Annotated in this window: 21 protein-coding genes; 6 read left to right on the forward strand and 15 right to left on the reverse strand. The window is 71.0% G+C overall.

Annotated elements, in window-relative coordinates:
- Positions 1 to 16: 16 nt before the first annotated feature.
- The 5 genes from ABD091_RS02010 to ctaC form a co-directional block, all read right to left on the reverse strand.
- Positions 17 to 940, reverse strand: a complete 924-nt coding sequence (locus tag ABD091_RS02010) for a type IV toxin-antitoxin system AbiEi family antitoxin domain-containing protein (RefSeq protein WP_343915454.1) — start codon at positions 938 to 940, stop codon at positions 17 to 19.
- A gap of 140 nt (positions 941 to 1,080) precedes the next feature.
- Positions 1,081 to 2,289: a L,D-transpeptidase gene (locus ABD091_RS02015; protein ID WP_343915455.1), complete on the reverse strand. Its 1,209-nt coding sequence runs from the start codon at positions 2,287 to 2,289 to the stop codon at positions 1,081 to 1,083.
- Between the two features lie 143 nt (positions 2,290 to 2,432).
- Entirely contained in the window at positions 2,433 to 2,831 is a 399-nt protein-coding gene (locus tag ABD091_RS02020) for a cytochrome c oxidase subunit 4 (protein WP_343915456.1), read from the reverse strand.
- Entirely contained in the window at positions 2,828 to 4,576 is a 1,749-nt protein-coding gene (gene ctaD / locus ABD091_RS02025) for an aa3-type cytochrome oxidase subunit I (RefSeq protein WP_343915457.1), read from the reverse strand. Before ctaD ends, ABD091_RS02020 begins: the two co-directional genes overlap by 4 nt.
- Positions 4,573 to 5,445, reverse strand: coding sequence for an aa3-type cytochrome oxidase subunit II (ctaC, locus tag ABD091_RS02030; RefSeq protein ID WP_343915458.1), 873 nt, complete (start codon positions 5,443 to 5,445; stop codon positions 4,573 to 4,575). The genes ctaD and ctaC overlap by 4 nt, the downstream gene beginning before the upstream one ends.
- A gap of 95 nt (positions 5,446 to 5,540) precedes the next feature.
- On the opposite strand from ctaC, the gene ABD091_RS02035 reads away from it, so the two are divergent.
- Both ABD091_RS02035 and ABD091_RS02040 read left to right on the forward strand, forming a co-directional pair.
- A complete protein-coding gene (locus ABD091_RS02035; RefSeq protein WP_343915459.1) occupies positions 5,541 to 6,656 on the forward strand; it encodes a cysteine desulfurase family protein in 1,116 nt (371 codons plus the stop codon).
- A complete protein-coding gene (locus tag ABD091_RS02040; protein ID WP_343915460.1) occupies positions 6,656 to 6,886 on the forward strand; it encodes a sulfurtransferase TusA family protein in 231 nt (76 codons plus the stop codon). Before ABD091_RS02035 ends, ABD091_RS02040 begins: the two co-directional genes overlap by 1 nt.
- 67 nt (positions 6,887 to 6,953) lie before the next feature.
- On the opposite strand, the gene ABD091_RS02045 is transcribed toward ABD091_RS02040, so the two are convergent.
- Complete coding sequence (locus ABD091_RS02045) at positions 6,954 to 7,937, reverse strand: carbohydrate kinase family protein (protein WP_343915461.1); 984 nt, start codon at positions 7,935 to 7,937, stop codon at positions 6,954 to 6,956.
- Positions 7,938 to 8,001: 64 nt separating this feature from the next.
- Between ABD091_RS02045 and ABD091_RS02050 the strand changes: the two genes are divergently transcribed.
- Positions 8,002 to 8,214, forward strand: a complete 213-nt coding sequence (locus ABD091_RS02050) for a hypothetical protein (RefSeq protein ID WP_343915462.1) — start codon at positions 8,002 to 8,004, stop codon at positions 8,212 to 8,214.
- Positions 8,215 to 8,270: 56 nt separating this feature from the next.
- Here the strand turns inward: ABD091_RS02050 and erpA are convergent, their stop codons facing one another.
- From erpA to ABD091_RS02065, 3 genes are all read right to left on the reverse strand, one after another.
- Entirely contained in the window at positions 8,271 to 8,627 is a 357-nt protein-coding gene (erpA, locus tag ABD091_RS02055) for an iron-sulfur cluster insertion protein ErpA (RefSeq protein WP_343915463.1), read from the reverse strand.
- A 90-nt stretch (positions 8,628 to 8,717) separates the two neighbouring features.
- A complete protein-coding gene (locus tag ABD091_RS02060) occupies positions 8,718 to 9,041 on the reverse strand; it encodes a hypothetical protein (RefSeq protein ID WP_343915464.1) in 324 nt (107 codons plus the stop codon).
- Complete coding sequence (locus tag ABD091_RS02065; protein ID WP_343915465.1) at positions 9,038 to 10,108, reverse strand: glycerate kinase family protein; 1,071 nt, start codon at positions 10,106 to 10,108, stop codon at positions 9,038 to 9,040. The genes ABD091_RS02060 and ABD091_RS02065 overlap by 4 nt, the downstream gene beginning before the upstream one ends.
- 36 nt (positions 10,109 to 10,144) lie before the next feature.
- On the opposite strand from ABD091_RS02065, the gene ABD091_RS02070 reads away from it, so the two are divergent.
- Positions 10,145 to 11,029: a GNAT family N-acetyltransferase gene (locus tag ABD091_RS02070; protein ID WP_343915466.1), complete on the forward strand. Its 885-nt coding sequence runs from the start codon at positions 10,145 to 10,147 to the stop codon at positions 11,027 to 11,029.
- Positions 11,030 to 11,151: 122 nt separating this feature from the next.
- Complete coding sequence (gene nadA / locus ABD091_RS02075) at positions 11,152 to 12,324, forward strand: quinolinate synthase NadA (protein ID WP_343915467.1); 1,173 nt, start codon at positions 11,152 to 11,154, stop codon at positions 12,322 to 12,324.
- A 7-nt stretch (positions 12,325 to 12,331) separates the two neighbouring features.
- On the opposite strand, the gene ABD091_RS02080 is transcribed toward nadA, so the two are convergent.
- From ABD091_RS02080 to ABD091_RS02100, 5 genes are read right to left on the reverse strand one after another with little or no spacing between them, the layout of a single operon-like run.
- A complete protein-coding gene (locus ABD091_RS02080) occupies positions 12,332 to 13,525 on the reverse strand; it encodes a sensor histidine kinase (protein WP_343915468.1) in 1,194 nt (397 codons plus the stop codon).
- Positions 13,522 to 14,103 (reverse strand): PspA-associated protein PspAB, encoded by a 582-nt coding sequence (pspAB, locus tag ABD091_RS02085; protein WP_343915469.1) that lies wholly within the window; start codon positions 14,101 to 14,103, stop codon positions 13,522 to 13,524. The genes ABD091_RS02080 and pspAB overlap by 4 nt, the downstream gene beginning before the upstream one ends.
- On the reverse strand, positions 14,103 to 15,008 hold the full coding sequence (htpX, locus tag ABD091_RS02090) for a zinc metalloprotease HtpX (RefSeq protein WP_343915470.1): 906 nt from the start codon (positions 15,006 to 15,008) through the stop codon (positions 14,103 to 14,105). The genes pspAB and htpX overlap by 1 nt, the downstream gene beginning before the upstream one ends.
- Position 15,009: 1 nt before the next feature.
- Positions 15,010 to 15,288: a PspA-associated protein PspAA gene (gene pspAA, locus ABD091_RS02095; RefSeq protein ID WP_343915471.1), complete on the reverse strand. Its 279-nt coding sequence runs from the start codon at positions 15,286 to 15,288 to the stop codon at positions 15,010 to 15,012.
- 2 nt (positions 15,289 to 15,290) lie between these two features.
- On the reverse strand, positions 15,291 to 16,076 hold the full coding sequence (locus ABD091_RS02100; RefSeq protein WP_343915472.1) for a PspA/IM30 family protein: 786 nt from the start codon (positions 16,074 to 16,076) through the stop codon (positions 15,291 to 15,293).
- A gap of 119 nt (positions 16,077 to 16,195) precedes the next feature.
- Between ABD091_RS02100 and ABD091_RS02105 the strand changes: the two genes are divergently transcribed.
- Positions 16,196 to 16,795: a DUF3043 domain-containing protein gene (locus ABD091_RS02105; RefSeq protein ID WP_343915473.1), complete on the forward strand. Its 600-nt coding sequence runs from the start codon at positions 16,196 to 16,198 to the stop codon at positions 16,793 to 16,795.
- Positions 16,796 to 16,810: 15 nt separating this feature from the next.
- Here ABD091_RS02105 and paaE read toward each other — a convergent pair whose 3' ends face one another.
- Positions 16,811 to 17,869, reverse strand: a complete 1,059-nt coding sequence (gene paaE, locus ABD091_RS02110) for a 1,2-phenylacetyl-CoA epoxidase subunit PaaE (RefSeq protein WP_343915474.1) — start codon at positions 17,867 to 17,869, stop codon at positions 16,811 to 16,813.
- Between the last annotated feature and the right edge of the window lie 7 nt (positions 17,870 to 17,876).

Genomic DNA, 17,876 nt, shown 5'->3' on the forward strand with positions numbered 1-17,876 from the left:
GGGGGCGTGACTCGTTTCAGAACCGTCGGCGTGAGCGGGTACGCCGTGCGAGCTCCTCGCGCAGCTCACGGACCCATGCGTCGACCGCCTCGATCATGAGGGACTCCCGCGTCAGCACGACGACGTACCAGCCGTGATCGCGGAGCCACGCGCGACGTCGCTGGTCGCGCTCCCTGGCCTCGGGCGAGCTGTGGAACTCCTCGCCGTCGTACTCCAGCGCCACCTTCGCCCTGGCCCACGCAAGGTCGAGCCGGTAGGTCGGCACTCCGTCGACGTGGACCCAGTACTGCGGTTCGGGGAGCTCCATCTCGTGGCTGGCGAGCACCTCGCGCATCCACGACTCCGGTTGGGACTCGGCGCGCGGGTCGACCATCGGCACCAGCTGCCTCGCCTGCACCACTCCCCTGCGCCCGCGGTAGCGCGGCAGCAGGCGCTGCAGATCCCGGCTCGTGAAGCCGTGGGCCCGCGCGAGGGCGTCCGCCGCCCCCAGCGCACTGCGTCGCGGGAGGTTGCAGGTGAGGTCGAGCGCCGTGCGCAGCGGCGTCGTCACGCGTACGCCGCCGACCGTGCACCAGTCCTCCGGGAGGAGGTCCCGGCTGCCACCGTCGCAGCCGACGCGGTCGGTGGCTCGACGGAACCGCGGGCTCACGCACTCGATCGGCATCGGACCGTCGAGCTCGGCGTGGGCGAAGCAGTCGACGCCCCAGATCCAGGCGGCCGTGCGATCGCAGAGGACCATGTCAGGAGCCAGGACCAACGCGAGCGACCGTGCCCTGAGGTCGGTGTCCAGCACGACGTCGGCGGCGACGTACACGCCGGTGAACAGACGGCGGAGCTCGCCCTGGTCGACAAGCCTCGACAGCGCCTTGCGGGAGTGGCCGAGTGTCTCGGCCTCCCGGGTCGTGAAGGGAACAGCGGACGGAAGTGGCGGTCTCCTCATGACCGGGAGATGCCCGGTCGCGGCCCGTCCTACACCAGCCCCCCGAGCACCTGTGGAGAACGGGGCGTCAGCGCCTCACAGGCGCACGACTCGGCTGTCACACATGCGCGACTCGCGTGTCACACACCCACGACTCGACCTCAGGAGAGCGCCGAGCCCTGCTTCCAGCTGGCGAAGTCGGCGTTCCAGTCGCCGTAGCCGTTGTCGAGGGTCATCGGACGGTCGGTGCCGGTGTATTCCACGACGTCGCCGCGCTTGGACATGTTGTAGAGCCACCCGGCGTCGGCCGTGGACATGCCGGTGCAGCCGTGGGAGACGTTGGCGCTGCCCTGGGAGCCGACCGACCACGGGGCGGCGTGGATGAACTCGCCGGAGTAGGTCACCCGCATGGCGTACTCGACGCCGGCGATGTTGTAGCCGTCCTCGCTGTCGTTGGCGATGCCGACGGTCTCGGAGTCCATCCGCTTCTTGCGGAACTTCTCGATGATGACCTTCACACCCGAACGGGTCGTGAACTTCGGCTCCTCCCCCGTGGTGATCGGGAGGGTCCGCAGCAGGCTGCCGTTGGAGAACACCTTCATCTGGTGGGTGTCCATGTTGACCCGGTAGATGTTGGCGTCACCGACGGTGAAGTCCACCTCGCGGTTCTCCTGGCCGTAGATGCCCGCCCCGGCGTCGACGCTGTTGACGTCGATGTCGACCGAGACGTCGGTGCCGGACTTCCAGTAGGACTTGGGACGCCAGTGGGCCTCGGTGTCGCTCAGCCAGTGCCACGCGCCGGCCTGGGCCGGGGTGCTGTCGACGTGCATGTGCTTCTCGAAGGACGCCTTGTCGGTCACGGGGACGTCGAAGGTGACGATCACCGGCATGCCGACGCCGACCGTCTCGCCCTGGAGGGGCGCCACGGAGGCATAGGTCTGCTCGTCGAGCGTGAGGTCCTGGGTGTTGAAGGACGAGGTGCGCACGACCTTCTTGCCGTCGCTCCGCTCACCCACGGACTTCACGGAGTAGGCCTGACCGGGCTCGAGGCGCCCGCTGGCCCGCCACGTGGTGTCGTCCTGGGTGAGCTTGCCGGGCAGCTGGGCTCCGGCCGAGGTCACGCGTACGTCGCGCAGCGTGCCGCCCGTCGCGGAGACCTCGAGGACCCGGTCGACGGCGATGCCGTCGCCACGCAGGTTGGTGGAGATCTTCAGCGGCTCGGGCTTCTCCGCGGCCGCCTCGACGCCGTCGGAGCCGGCCGCCTGCGGGTCGGCGGAGTCGGTCGAGTCGGTGGACGCGCTCGTGCAGGCGCTCAGCGCAGAGCAGGCGAGCAGGAGCGCGGCGAGGCCGGTCAGCGGCTTCCGGGACATGGGCGGGATCCCTCCAGAGGGACGTGCGGTGGTGCGGTGGGCGTCCCCATCAGCGTAACCGGGCACCCCTCACCCGATCCAAAACCACGGGGCTGTGAGATCCGTCGGATCCCACAGCCCCGAGAAGCGGGTCGGGCGGTGCCTCAGTGGGCGTGCTCGCCCCGGTAGTACTCGAAGATCCACCCGGAGAGGGCGATGGCGCCCAGCGCCGCGCCGATGATGAACATCCACCAGGCACCCAGGGCCGTCGCGTAGACGATCACGCCCAGCGTCAGCGCGCACCACAGCGGCCACCACGAGTAGGGCGGGAAGAAGCCGAGCTCGCCAGCGCCGTCCGCGATCTCCGCGTCCTGGCGGTCCTCCGGGCGCGGGTCCATCTTCGCGGCGTGGAAGCCGAGGTAGAGGGTCATCATGCCCGCCAGCAGCGTGGTCATGGTGAGCGCCGAGGTGCCGGTCCAGTCGCCGGTGATGAACCAGTAGGCAGGCGTGACCACCACCAGGAAGGCGGCGGTGATGCCGAAGATCCAGGCCTCTGCCTTCATCGGGTCTCGCCCTTTCCGTCGAAGCCGTCAGCGATCGCGTCCTCGCGACCGTTCACGTCCGGCGCGTCGGCGACGCGCCCCTCGCGCATCGCGTCGTTGTCGTCGAGCTCCATCGCCGCGACCTCAGGGTGGTGGAGGTCGAACGCGGGCGACTCGGAGCGGATCCGCGGGATGGTCACGAAGTTGTGGCGCGGGGGCGGGCAGCTGGTCGCCCACTCGAGCGAGCGGCCCCAGCCCCACGGGTCGTCGGTCTCGACCATCGGCGCGTTGCGCGAGACCCACAGGTTGTAGAAGAACGGCAGCATCGAGAAGCTCAGCAGGAACGCACCCACGGTGGAGACCTGGTTGAGCGTGGTGAAGCCGTCCTCGGGCAGGTAGTCGGCGTAGCGGCGGGGCATGCCCTCGACGCCGAGCCAGTGCTGCACCAGGAAGGTGGTGTGGAAGCCCACGAACAGCAGCCAGAAGTGGACCTTGCCGAGGCGCTCGTCGAGCATCCGGCCGGTCATCTTCGGCCACCAGTAGTAGAAGCCGGCGAACATCGCGAACACGACCGTCCCGAACACCACGTAGTGGAAGTGCGCCACCACGAAGTAGGAGTCGGAGACGTGGAAGTCCAGCGGCGGGCTGGCCAGGATGATGCCGGTCAGGCCGCCGAACAGGAAGGTGGTCAGGAAGCCGACGGTCCACAGCATGGGTGTGTCGAAGGACAGACTTCCCCCCCACATCGTCCCGATCCAGTTGAAGAACTTCACGCCTGTCGGGACCGCGATGAGGAACGTCATGCCGGAGAAGAACGGCAGGTCGACGGCACCCGTCACGAACATGTGGTGGGCCCACACGGCAACCGAGAGGATCGCGATGCCGAGCGTCGCGCCGACCAGGCCGACGTAGCCGAAGATCGGCTTGCGGCTGAAGACCGGCAGGATCTCGGTGATGATGCCGAAGAACGGCAGCGCGATGATGTAGACCTCGGGGTGGCCGAAGAACCAGAAGAGGTGCTGCCACAGGATCGGGCCGCCGTGGGCCGGGTCGAAGACGTGGGCCCCGAGGAGCCGGTCCGCCTCGAGCGAGAGCAGCGCGCCGGCCAGGATCGGGAACGCGATCAGCACGAGCAGCGAGGTGATCAGCGTGTTCCACACGAAGATCGGCATCCGGAACATGGTCATGCCGGGAGCGCGCATGCAGATGATCGTGGTGATGAAGTTGACCGCACCGAGGATCGAGCCCAGACCGGCCATCCACAGGCCCATGATCCACAGGTCGCCGCCGACACCGGGCGAGCGCACCGCGTCGGAGAGCGGCGTGTAGGCGAACCAGCCGAAGGAGGCCGCGCCGTCACGGGTCAGGAAGCCGGAGGCGGTGATCAGGCCGCCGAAGAGGAACAGCCAGTAGCTGAACATGTTGAGCCGCGGGAACGCGACGTCGGGCGAGCCGATCTGGAGCGGCATGATCACGTTGGAGAAGCCGAAGAACAGCGGCGTCGCGAACAGCAGCAGCATGATCGTGCCGTGCATCGTGAAGAGCTGGTTGTAGAGCTCGTCGTTGACGACCTGCATGCCGGGGTTGGCCAGCTCGGCGCGGATCAGCAGCGCCATGACGCCACCGACGAGGAACCAGGCGAACGACGTCCCGAGGTAGAGCTTGCCGATCAGCTTGTGGTCGGTCGTCGTCAGGATCCGGACGACCTGCTGGCCCAGCGGCCTCTTCGTCGCCGTGGCGGTCGGCTGGGCTGCGGTGGCGGTCATTCCGCCTCCTCCTCGCTGTGGTCGTCGAGGCCGGCCTGCTCGTTGACGAAGTTGCCGCCGAGCAGGGGCTCCTCGGAGTAGTTGCCCTGGTCCTCGAGGTCGGAGAGGTACTGCTCGTACTCCGCCTGCTCGACGACCTTCACGTTGAAGAGCATCCGCGAGTGGTAGGTCCCGCAGAGCTCGTAGCACTTGCCGACGAAGTCGCCGGTCGTGGTCGGGGTGACCTCGTAGTGGTTGGTCCGGCCCGGGATCACGTCCATCTTCATGAGGAACGCGGGGATGCCGAAGTTGTGGATCACGTCGGGCGAGGTCAGGTTGAACTGGATCGTCTGGTCGACCGGCAGCACCAGCGTCGGGATCTGGGAGCCGGTGCCCGAGGTCCACACGACGGGGCCGTCGGTGGAGCCGTCGAGGCGGTAGTTGAAGGTCCAGCTCCACTGCTGGCCCACGACCTCGATCGTCTGGTCCTGGTCGGTGTCGTCGAGGACGATGTTCTGCACGTTGACCGTGTGGTAGAAGAACACGACCACCATGACGATCGGCGCGATCGTGTAGAAGATCTCCAGCGGCAGGTTGTAGCGCGTCTGCACCGGGATCTCGTCGTCGTGCTTGCGGCGGTAGCGCACCACGACCCAGCCGATGAGGCCCCAGACGATGACACCGGTGATCATCGCGGCGACCCACGACCAGCGCCACAGCTCGAAGGTGTGGACGGCCTGCTCAGTGGCCGGATCGGGCATCGCCAAGTTCTTCCACTCGTCCTGCGTCTGCGCCGAGCATCCGGCGAGGAGGACGAGTGCACCCATCGTGGCGACCAGGGCGGCGCGACGCAGCCGTCGCATCGGAGCCCGGTGGAGTTGCTGACCCACGAACGAGCCTTTCGTTCACGTGCGGACAGGACTCGCTCAGACTATCCCAACGTCACCCCGCGGAGCGCACGGGGCACCGGCGTAGGTTGGCCCCCGTGACCGCGCCCCGCACCGAGCTCGACACGGCGTCCGGGGAGCCGCTCCACCCGGCGGCACAGGAGGTCCTGCGCGCGGCGTACGAGCAGGGGTACGCCGATCCGCGGCGCCTCCACCGGCCCGGACGCCACGCCCGGCTGATGCTGAACAACGCCCGCGCGGCCACCGCCGAGGCGCTCGGCGTACGACCCGACGAGGTGTCGTTCACCGGCTCCGGCACCGAGGCCGTCCACCGGGGCCTGCTGGGGCTCGTGCAGGGCTCCTCGCGGGGTCGGCGGGTGGTCCACTCGGCCGTGGAGCACTCCGCCGTCCGCCACGCCGCGGCCTGGGCCGGCGACCCGGTCGAGGTCCAGTGCGACGAGTGGGGCCGGGTCCACGACGGCGACCTGGTCCAGGAGGGCATCGCGCCGGGTGTGGCCGTGGCCGCCCTCCAGACCGCCAACCACGAGGTCGGGACGCTGCAGGACGTCGGCGAGCTCCACCTGCCGAACGACATCCCGCTGTTCACCGACGCCTGCGCCTCCATGGGTCGCCTCCCCCTCCCCGGCGGCTGGGCGGTCGCGGCCGGGTCGGCGCACAAGTGGGGCGGACCCGCCGGCGTCGGGGTGATGCTGGTGCGCAAGGGAGCCCGGTGGCGCAACCCGTTCCCCGGCGACGACCGGGTCGACGAGCGGGTGGCCGGCTTCGAGAACGTGCCGGGGGCGCTCGCCGCAGCCGCGGCGCTGCAGGCGGTGGTCGCCGAGCGCAACGAGGTCAACGCACGGCAGCACGCCCTGGTCGACCGGATCCGGGCCTCGGTGGCGCGGATCCCGGACGCCGAGGTCGTCGGCGACCCCGACCGCCGGCTCCCCCACCTGGTGACCTTCTCGTTCCTCTACGTCGACGGCGAAGCGCTGGTCCACGCCCTCGACCGCCACGGCTTCGGTGTCGCGAGCGGGTCGGCGTGCGCCGCCTCGACCCTCGAGCCGAGCGCCGTCCTCAGCGCGATGCGGGTGCTCACCCACGGCAACGTCCGGCTCTCGCTGGGGCGCACCACGACCGAGGCGGAGGTCGACCGGTTCCTCGCCGTCCTGCCCGGCGTCGTCACGGACCTGCGCGCCGAGGTGGGTCTATAGTGGCCGACCTCGAGCTCGACTGCCGCGGCATGCGCTGTCCGATGCCGGTGATCGAGCTGGCCCGGCGCATCGAGGACGTCCCGGTCGGCGGCACCGTCGCCGTGGCGGCCACCGACGTCGCCGCCCGGGTCGACGTCCCGGCGTGGTGCCGGATGCGGGAGCAGGACTACGTCGGCGAGGAGGTCGCCGACGACGGCACCCCGGTGTTCGTCGTACGCCGACGGGCGTAGACCGTCACCAACCCGCGACTCGGCGGTCACAAGTCCGCGACTCGGCCGTCACGAACCCGCGACTCGGTCAGCGCAGGGTGCGGAGGTGCTCGCCGATCTCGGCGGCCGCGTCCCCGCCGTACGCCGCCTCGCAGCGGGCGAGGAAGTGGGACCGGGTGAGCGTGTACTCCTGGGTGCCGACCTGCTCGACGACGTAGACCGCCAGCAGGCAGCCCAGCTGGGCCGCGCGCTCGGCGGAGAGCCCCCAGCTCAGGCCAGCGAGCAGGCCGGCCCGGAAGGCGTCGCCGACGCCGGTGGGCTCCTTCTTGTCGACCTCGGGCACGGCCGCGACCTCGAACGGCTCCTCGCCCTGTCGCTCGATCCGCACGCCCCGGGGGCCGAGCGTGATCACCCACGTCCCGACCCGCTCGAGCACCTCGTCGTGGGTCCAGCCGGTCTTCTGGGTGATGAGCGACGACTCGTACTCGTTGGAGACGAGGATGTGGGCGCCGTCGACCAGCGGCCGGATCATGTCGCCGTCGCCGAAGGCGAGCTGCTGGCTCGGGTCGGCGACGAACGGGTAGCCGCGCTGGCGGCACTCGTCGGTGTGGCGGATCATCGCCTCCGGGTCGTCCGGGCCGACGAGGACGTAGTCGGGCTCCCCCACCCGGTCGACGATGGGCTTGAGCTCGATCTCGCGGGCCTCGCTCATCGCGCCCGGGTAGAAGCTGGCGATCTGGGCGTCGGCGGAGTCGGTCGTGCAGACGAACCGGGCGGTGTGCCGCGTCTCGGAGACGTGGACCGAACCGCAGTCGACGCGGTGGCGCTCCAGCCAGGCGCGGTAGTCGCCGAAGTCCTCGCCGACCGCACCGACCAGCACCGGCTCGAGGCCGAGGTTGCCGAGGCCGAAGCTGATGTTGGCCGCGCAGCCGCCGCGGCGCACGTCGAGGTCGTCGACGAGGAACGACACCGACAGCTTGTCGAGCTGGTCGACGACGAGGGAGTCGGAGAACTTCCCCTGGAAGCTCATCAGGTGGTCGGTGGCGATGGAACCGGCGATCAGCAGGGACACGACACGGAAGACTACCGATCGGTACCTGTGGGGATACCCCGCGGTAGCCCCTAGCGTCGTCGACATGAGCCACGCCTCCGACGACTTCGCCACCCCGGCCCAGATGCGCGCCGACTGCCTCGAGGCCGGACGCCACCTGCGACTGGAGCGGGCCGCCGAGAAGGCCGTCGCCCCGGCCCCGAGCATCCGCTTCGAGGACTACCGCGAGGTGCCGAAGCGGGAGATCCGCGTCAGCGAGGCCGCCGCACGACTCGCGCGGGCGCTCTACACGGACTGACCAGCAGACGCGAAGAGCCCCCTCCGGCACGGCCGGAGGGGGCTCTTGCGGTCAGATCAGTGGAACGAGTCGCCGCAGGCGCAGGAGCCGGTGGCGTTCGGGTTGTCGATGGTGAAGCCCTGCTTCTCGATGCTGTCGACGAAGTCGATCATCGCGCCGTTGAGGTAGGGGACGCTCATCCGGTCGACGACGACGGTCACGCCGTCGAAGTCGGTGGTGACGTCACCGTCGAGGGTGCGCTCGTCGAAGAACAGCTGGTAGCGCAGGCCGGAGCAGCCGCCGGGCTGCACGGAGATACGCAGCTGGAGGTCGTCGCGACCCTCCTGCTCGAGGAGGCTCTTCACCTTCGACGCCGCGACCGCGCTCAGGTTGATCTGGTCGGTACGGCGCTCGGTCTCGACCTGCTCGGTCATGTCTGTCGCTCCCTGGCTCGCTGGAGTGGTTCGGGGTCCTACGTGCTCAATGGTCGCACACCGCGGGTTATTCCAGCCCCATCCCGACCGTCAGGCGGCCACTCGCCTGCTGCGCAGCACTGCCAGCGCGACGACCAGCGCGACCACCCCGACCGCCACGAGCCCCAGGGCCGGGACCGGGTCGGTGACCACGACGTCCGGGACCGCCTGCCAGTCGCAGCGCAGCCGCCACGGCGCGTCGAAGGACGGGCCGCGCACCACCGACATCTCGAGGTCGCCCAGCGGCAGCGGGGCGCGCGTCAGGCAGTAGTCCTCCAGGTAACGCGCCGAGGCGAGCCGCCAGGCGCCGTACCCGAGGACGGCGACCGCGCCGCCCGCGGCGAGGGCGAGCAGCGCCCGCCGCGCGTCGTTCACCTCGACCAGGTCCTGGCCACGCGCTCCGCGAGCTCGGCCAGCGAGGCAGCCGGCTCGGCGAAGGCACGCTCCTCCCCCACGAGGTCGACGAGGGAGTGGGCGGACTCGACACCCAGGGCGCGCATCTCCCGGGAACCGACGAGCACCGCGCCCGCGAGCGCGACGCACGGCCGGATCGCCTCGGCCGCGACCGTCGCCACGCCGTAGGGGACCTTGCCGGCCCGGCTGGAGAAGTCGAACGCCCCCTCCCCGGTCACGACGAGGTCGGCCGCGCGGCACCGCTCCAGCAGCCCCGTGGCGGCTGCGACCAGGTCGAGCCCCGCCCGCCGCTCGCCGCCCAGCAGCAGCAGCGCGTAGCCGAGCCCGCCGGCGGCGCCGGCCCCCTTCTCCAGTGCCGTGCGCTGACCCGCCGCCGCGGCGAAGCCCTCCAGCAGGCCGTCCACCGCCGGCAGCCGCTCCTCGGGGATGCCCTTCTGGGGTCCGAAGGTCTTGGTCGCGCCGAAGAGACCCGTCAGCGGGTTGTCGACGTCGCTGGCGGCGACGAGCGCGACCCCGGGGTCGGGCAGCTCGATGGTCGAGATCCCCTCGAGCCCGGCGCAGCCGCGGTCGAGGGGCCGGTCGGCGGTCGCGCCGAGAGCCGCCAGCAGGCCCGCTCCCCCGTCGTTCGTGCCGCTGCCGCCGAGCCCGACCACGACGGTCCGCGCACCGGCCTCGCGGGCGGCCACGACGAGCTCGCCGACGCCGTACGTCGTGGCCTCCTCGGCCCGCTCGGCACCGGTGAGGTGGAGACCGCACGCCTGGGCCGACTCGACGTAGGCCGTGTCGTCGACGAGCAGGACCTCCGCCGGCACCGGGTCGCCGAAGGGGCCGCGCACCACGACGGGCTCGCGGCTGCCCCCCAGCGCGGTCGCGAGGACGTCGACGAAGCCCGGCCCGCCGTCGGACATCGGCAGCAGGTCGACCTCGTCGTCCGGGGCGTGGCGGTGCCAGCCCTCGGCGATCGCCTCGGCCGCCTCGACCGCGGTCAGGGTGCCGGCGAACTTGTCGGGCGCCACGAGTACTCGCATGCCCCCATCCTGTCCGACCCCGTACATTGCCGAGCGATGAGTCCCCGGATCCGGCCGATGCGTGACGACGACGTGGAGGCCTGCGAGCAGCTCAGCTCACAGGCGTTCCTGGCGCTGGACCAGCGGACCTTCCAGCGCGCCTGGCCCGACCCGACGGCCAGGCCACCCCACCGCTCGACGGCGTGGCACGTCCGGACCCGCCACCTGCTCGCCACCGACCCCGGCGGCTGCTGGGTGGCGGAGGTCGACGGAGAGGTGGTCGGGTTCGCGACGTCGCTCGTGCGTGAGCTGATGTGGATCCTGGCGTCGTACGCCGTGCGGCCGGGGTTGCAGGGCCAGGGGCTGGGCCGGGCGCTGCTCGAGGCCGCGCTCCACCACGGCCGCGGCTGCCTGCGCGGCATGCTCAACGCCTCGGCGGACCCGCAGGCGCTGCGCCGCTACGTGCTGGCCGGCTTCCGGCTGCAGCCGCAGATGCTGCTGCACGGCACCGTGGCCCGCGACGTGCTGCCCGTGGTCCGCCACGTGCGGGAGGGTACGCCCGGCGACCGCGACCTGCTCGACTCGCTCGACCGGCGTACGCGTGGAGCGGCCCACGGCCCCGACCACGACGTGCTCGGTCGGGAGCTCCGGCTGGTCGTCACCGACCGGCCCGCCGGCTCCGGCTACGCCTACGTCAACGACCTCGGCGCCCCGATCCTCCTGGCCGCCACGACGCGCAAGGCCGCGGCGTCGCTGACGTGGGAGGCGCTCGCCGCCGCCGATCCCGCCGTCCCCGTCGAGGTGCCCCACGTCTCGGCCGCCAACGACTGGGCGATCGACCTCGCGATGGCGGCACGCCTCGACGTCTGGTCGCGCGGCTTCCTCGCCCTGCGCCGGATGAAGGACCCCGCGCCCTACCTCCCGCACCCCACGCTGCTGTGAGCTGCTCGGGCCGCTGACGCGGGTACTCCGGTCGATTTGTGTCCTCCAGCGCTCGTTTCGCGACACAAATCCACCGGAGTACCGCCCCAGGGCCCCAGACCCCACCGCTCTAGGATCTGGTCATGAGCACCGTGGACCTGCCCCTGCTCCCCCTCGGTCGTGGCCGCGACCTCGACACCGAGCGCGGGGTGGAGTGCCCCGGCGATCTTCCCGAGGCCTCGGACCCCGCCCTGGTGGCACGCGCGAGGGCCGCCAAGGAGGCGTTGGGCGAGCGGGTGTTCGTGCTCGGCCATCACTACCAGCGCGACGAGGTCATCCAGTTCGCCGACGTCACCGGCGACTCCTTCAAGCTGGCGCGCGACGCGGCAGCGCGCCCCGAGGCGGAGTTCATCGTCTTCTGCGGCGTCCACTTCATGGCCGAGTCGGCCGACATCCTCACCGCCGACCACCAGCAGGTCGTGCTGCCCGACCTCGCCGCCGGCTGCTCGATGGCCGACATGGCGCGACTCGCCCAGGTCGAGGACGCCTGGGACGCCCTCACCGCAGCCGGCGTCGCGGACAGCGTCGTCCCCGTGACCTACATGAACTCCAGCGCCGACATCAAGGGCTTCGTCGGCCGGCACGACGGCGTCGTCTGCACCTCGAGCAACGCCGAGACCGCCCTCGACTGGGCCTTCGCCCAGAAGCCCGACGCGAAGGTGCTCTTCCTGCCCGACCAGCACCTCGGCCGCAACACCGCCGTGCTCGAGATGGGTTTCTCCCTCGACGACTGCGTGGTCTGGAACCCGCTGCTCCCCGGCGGCGGGCTCACCGAGCAGCAGCTGCGCGACGCCCGGATGATCCTGTGGCGCGGCCACTGCTCCGTGCACGGACGGTTCTCCGCCGACGTGGTCGACGAGCTGCGCGCGAAGGACCCCGACGTCCAGATCCTCGTCCACCCCGAGTGCACCCACGACGTGGTGCTCAGGGCCGACCTGATCGGGTCGACCGAGTTCATCATCAAGACGATCGAGGCGGCGGAGCCCGGCTCCCACTGGGCGATCGGCACCGAGCTCAACCTGGTCAAGCGGCTCGCGGCCGCCCACCCCGACAAGACGATCTCGTTCCTCGACCGCAACGTCTGCTACTGCTCGACGATGAACCGGATCGACCTCCCCCACCTCGTGTGGGCCCTGGAGTCGCTCGTCGCCGGCCAGGTCGTCAACCGGATCGAGGTCGACCCCGAGACCGAGCGGTGGGCCCGGATCGCGCTCCAGCGGATGCTCGACCTCCCGGGGAAGTCTCACAAGGACTGAGCAGGCGTCAGCCGACCGGCACCTCGAGCCAGACCATGGTGCCGTGCTCGCCGTCGCCGACGGCGAGCCCGTCACCGAGTCCGAGCGCGCCGCCGTGGCCGGCGACGATGCGCACGCAGGTGGCCAGGCCGATGCCCGAGCCCTGGACCCTCCGGTCGAGCCGGACCAGTGGCTCGAGGACCCGCTTGCGGTCGGCGACGGGGATGCCACGACCGTTGTCGGCGACCTCGAGGCGCCAGAACCGGTCGGTGCGGTAGCCCGCGACCTCGACCCTCGTGGGGACGTCGGACCGGGCGAACTTGGCGGCGTTGGCCAGCAGGTTCTGCACCACCACCCGGATCGGGGCGGGGTCGGCGTCGACGACGGGCAGGTCGCCGACCACCACCTCGGCACCGTCGAGCGCGCTGCCGAGGTCCTCCACGACCTCCGCGACCACTCCGGCGAGGTCGACGGGCTGGCGTACGTCGCTCACGCGGCCGCCCGCGAAGTCGAGCAGGTCGCCGATCATGGTCGACATCCGCTGGGCGCTGCGGCCCGCACGCTCCACCAGGTCGCGCGACGGGTGGTCGCCGATCTCCTCGAGGACCAGGCCCAGGGACATGATGACGGCGGCCAAGGGGTTCTTGAGGTCGTGGCTGACCTGGCCGGCGAACGCACCCAGCGCCTCGTTCGCGACGGTCAGCTGCTCGTTGGCGGCCGCCAGGCGTCGCGAGGTCAGGTCGAGCTCGAGGACGTCGACGATCCGGTCGGCCAGGACCTTCAGCTCCGCCTCCATGCCGGGGTCGACCGGGCGGATCTCCTCGTCGTAGACGCACAGCGTCCCGATCACCACGTCGTCGGGAGTGCGGAGGGGGTGGGCAGCGTAGAAACGGATGTTGGCCAGCTCGCCCGTCACGTGGGGGTTGTCGGCGTAGCGGGGGTCGACAGAGGCGTCCGGCAGCAGGATCGGCTGTTCCCGGTCCACCACCACCACGCACATCGAGGCCTCGCGCGGCACCGTCCCGGCCTCGAAGCCCACCGTGGCGACTTGCACCTGCTCGGTGTCGGTGTGGAGGTTGATGGTCGCCTTCGGCACGCCCGCCACCCGGCTGGCGAGGTCGACGAGGGCCTGCAGACCCGGCGCCGCGGCCTGGTCGAGCACCCCGTAACGCTCGAGCGCCGCCATACGCCGCTCGTCGGCGTCGGACCCGGTCTCGCTCACAGCCCCGGAGCCTCCCACACCGCGAGCCAGCGGCTCAGGTCCTTCTCCATCGGGAGCTCGGCGGACAGCGCGTCCCGCAGGGCGATCTCGGTGAGGTTGTCGCGCTGCTGGGGACCGGTCGGGGCGAAGGCGTAGAACGTGCCCTGCTTGTAGAGGTAGACCAGCCCGACGGTGCGGCCGCCCGGGTCGGCGAACGGCACCAGCGTGCACAGCAGTGCCGGGCCGAAGCCGGCCCCCTCGAGGGCGGTGTTGACGGCGTGGAGGTCGGTGCAGAGCCCCGCCACGTCGACGGGGTCGGTCTCCCCCGCCGTGACGGTGAGCCAGGTGAAGCCGAAGTCGTCGGTGGTGGTGCGGACGGCGGGCGCGTCCGGATCGGCCTCGAGCAGCTCGATCGCCTCGCGCTGGGTGTGGTGGAAGGCCGCACCGCCGGCCGCGCGGTAGCAGACCGACGCCTCGCCGACCGGGCTCAGCCCCATCTCGGTCTCGAGGATGATCGCCGCCGACGGCACCTCGAAGAGCGCGTCGAGGTCCGCGCGCACCGGCTCACTGCGGCCGGTGATCGCCTTCCAGAGGCCCATCAGGCCTCCGGGCGTCCCAGCTCGGCCTGGATCCGCGCCAGCTGCTCGAGCCGCTGCTCGAGCGACGGGTGGGTCGAGGTGAGGGTCTTGAGGTCGACGCCCTTCACGGCCGGCGCGATGAAGAACGCGTTCATCGCCTTGCTCGCGCGCAGGTCCTTCTGGGGGATCGCCGACATCTCGCCCGTGATCTTCTGCAGCGCGCTGGCCAGGGCCGCCGGCTTCATCGTGAGGTAGGCACCGGCCCGGTCGGCCGACAGCTCGCGATAGCGCGACAGGAGCCGGGTCAGGAAGAAGCTGATCGCGTAGACGACGAGGCTGACGACGAGCGCGACCAGGAAGGCCACTCCCGCGTTGTTGTTGCTGCGACCCCGGCTGAGGGCTCCGAACTGGGCGCCGCGGGTCAGCATCCCGGCCACGATGCCGGCCGACGAGGCGAGGGTCATGACCAGCACGTCGCGGTGGGCGACGTGGGACAGCTCGTGGGCCAGGACCGCCTCGAGCTCCTCGGGTGTGAGCTTGCCGAGGATCCCGGTGGTGACGCAGACGACCGCCCGGTCCGGCGAGCGACCGGTGGCGAAGGCGTTGGGGATCGCCAGGTCGGCGACGCCGACACGGGGCTTCGGCATGTCGGCCAGCGCGCAGAGCCGGTCGATCATGCCGTGGAGCTCGGGCGCCTCCTGAGGGGTCACCTCGCGGGCCCGCATCGCGCGCATCGCGACGGTGTCGGAGGACCACCACTGGTAGAAGGCCACCCCGATGCCGGCGAGACCGATGAGCAGCCAGAAGTCGCTGAAGAGATACATCATCGCGACCACGAGCGCCACGAAGAGCCCACCGAGCAGGAACAGCACCGTGGTCATCCGGACGGTGAGGCCGGTGTCGGGGACGAAGCGCGAGGATGCCATCTCAGCCGGGGATCAGGCCGTCGCCGCTGAGGAGGTCGCGGACCTCCTCGAGCGTGGCCCCCGCGTGGGGCAGGATCAGGTCGGAGGTGTCGAGCGTGCCGGGCTCGTGGGGCACCGCGCTGTCGCGGACCCCGTCGAGCAGGGCCGCCAGCGCACCGGCGAACGCGCCCTCGTCGCCCGCGTCGACGCTCGACTCGACGGCGTCGTCGAGACCGTTGAGCCGGTCGAGCGCGTCGTCCGGGACGTCGAACTGACCCTCGCCGAGGATCCGGATGATCACCGTCAGGCCTTGGTCTCGTCGTCCGACTCGGCGACCTTCTCCGGCTCGGCGCGGAGGATGTCACCCTCCGAGGCCTCGATCGCCTGCGGCTGCGACCCGGCCTTGAGCCGGGCCAGCTCGGCCTCGACGTCGGAGCCGGAGCTGAGGGCGTCGAGCTCGCGGGCGATGTCGTCGCCGCTCCCGTGGGCGCTGACGTCGTCGAGCGCACCGGAGGCGATCAGCTCGTCGATGGCGCCGGCGCGGGCCTGCATCTGGGCCGTCTTGTCCTCCGCACGCTGTATCGCCAGCCCGACGTCACCCATCTCCTCGCCGATGCCGGACATCGCCTCGTTGATCTTGGTCTGGGCCTCGGCGGCGGTGTAGGTCGCCTTGATCGTCTCCTTGCGGGTCCGGAAGGCCTCGACCTTCGCCTGCAGCCGCTGCTGGGCGAGGGTGAGCTTCTCCTCCTCCCCCTGGAGCTGGGCGTGCTGGGTCTTGAGGTCGGTGATCTGCTGGTTGAGCCCCGACTTGCGGGTCAGCGCCTCGCGGGCGAGGTCCTCGCGCCCCACGGAGATCGCCTTCTCGGCCTGGGCCTGGAGCTTGGCCTGCTGCTGCTCGAGCTGGTTGACCTGGAGCTCCACGCGCTTGCGCGAGGTGGCGACGTCGGCCACACCCCGGCGTACCTTCACCAGCAGGTCCTGCTGGCGCTGATAGCTGTAGTCGAGGGTCTCGCGGGGGTCCTCGGCACGGTCGAGCGCCTTGTTGGCCTTCGACCGGAAGATGAGGCTGATGCGCTTCATGAGGCTCATGGACCAACCCTACGGTCCAGAGCCAACGCGTGCGAGCGTCCGGGCCGACCCCGGTAGGGTTGTCCCGTTCCTTTCCCACCCTGCCACCGGGCAGTCACCGACCAGTAGAGGCCCTCGCGTTGTTCCGCCGCACCAAGTCCGAGCCCGCTCCCACGACCGACCCCGCCGAGGAGCAGGGCAAGACCACCGGCAAGGGCCGTCCGACGCCGACCCGCAAGGAGGCCGAGGCCGCGGCCAAGGCGAGGGCGAAGGCGCCCCGGAGCCGCAAGGAGCGGGCCGCCGTGCAGCGCAAGCAGCGCATGGAGTCGAGCCAGAAGATCCGCGAGGCGATGAAGACCGGCGACGAGCGCTACTACATGCCTCGCGACAAGGGCCCGGTGCGCCGCTTCGTGCGCGACTTCGTCGACACCCGCTTCTCGTTCCTGGAGATCGTGATCCCGGTGATGCTCGTGACGCTGGTGATGCAGTACTCCGGCATCCCGGCGTTGATGAACGCCGGGAGCTTCACCCTCGTCGGCATGTTCTTCCTGATCATCCTCGACATCTTCTTCCTGCGCTTCCGCCTCGGTCGCGAGCTCAAGCGCCGCTTCGCCGACTCCGGCGAGTCGACCAGGGGCACGACCTGGTACGCCGTGTCGCGCTCGATGCAGTTGCGCTTCATGCGGCTGCCGAAGCCGCAGGTGCGGATCGGCCAGGCGCTCGCCGAGCGCTACCGCTGACGTTCCCGACCCGGCCTACGCGTCGTAGTCGAGGACGACCGTCGGTGCGGTCGGGTGCGACTGGCAGGTGAGGACGTAGCCACGCTCGACCTCGTCGGGCTCGAGCGCGTAGTTGGCGTCCATCTGGACGGTCCCCTCGACCAGCCGCGCGCGGCAGGTGCCGCAGACGCCGCCCTTGCAGGCGAACGGCAGGTCGGAGCGTACGTCGAGCGCGGCCTCGAGGACGGGCGGGCCGTCGGGGCGCAGCGCGAAGCTGCTGCTGCGGCCGTCGAGCCGGATCGTCACCTCCGCAGCGCCGTCGGCACCGTCGGCGAGCGAGGCGACCGGCGCGCGCGGCGCGGGGTCGGCGTGGAAGAGCTCGGTGTGGACGCGCTTGGCGCCGAGGTCGGTGAGCAGCTCCCGCAGGTCGACCACCATCTGCTGGGGGCCGCAGAGGAACCAGTCGTCGGCGTCGCCGAGGCCGAACTCCTCGACGATGCGGCCGAACCGCTCGGTGTCGAGGCGTCCGGAGAGGAGCTCGACGTCGTGCTGCTCGCGTGAGAGCACATGGATGACCTGGAAGCGCTCGGTGAACCGGTCCTTGAGGTCGTGGACCTCGTCGAGGAACATCACCGACCGGCTCGTGCGGTTGGCGTAGACCAGGGTCACCCGCGCCGCGGGTTCGCCCTCGAGGATCGCGGTGATGATCGACAGGATCGGCGTGATGCCCGAGCCCGCCGCGACCGCGACGTAGGTGCGCGCGGCCTCGGGGTCCAGCTCGGTGGTGAAGCGGCCCGCGGGGGTCATGACCTCGAGCTCGTCGCCGACCTGGAGCGAGCCGACGACCCCGTCGGAGAACGCGCCGCCGGGAAGCCGCTTCACGCCGATCCGGAGCACCCCGGAGGCGGGTGAGCTGCAGATGGAGAAGCTGCGTCTCTTGTCGTCGGCGCCACGGATCGAGAGGTGCTGCCCGTGGCTGAAGGCGTACGCCGCCCGCAGCTCGTCGGGCACGGCGAACGTGATCGCCACGGCGTCGTCGGTCAGCTCGTCGACGGCGGCGACCTCCAGGCGGTGGAGCTCGGAGTGGGTCGTCACAGCACGG

This window comes from Nocardioides aestuarii, assembly GCF_039527245.1.
GTDB classification, from domain to species: domain Bacteria; phylum Actinomycetota; class Actinomycetes; order Propionibacteriales; family Nocardioidaceae; genus Nocardioides; species Nocardioides aestuarii.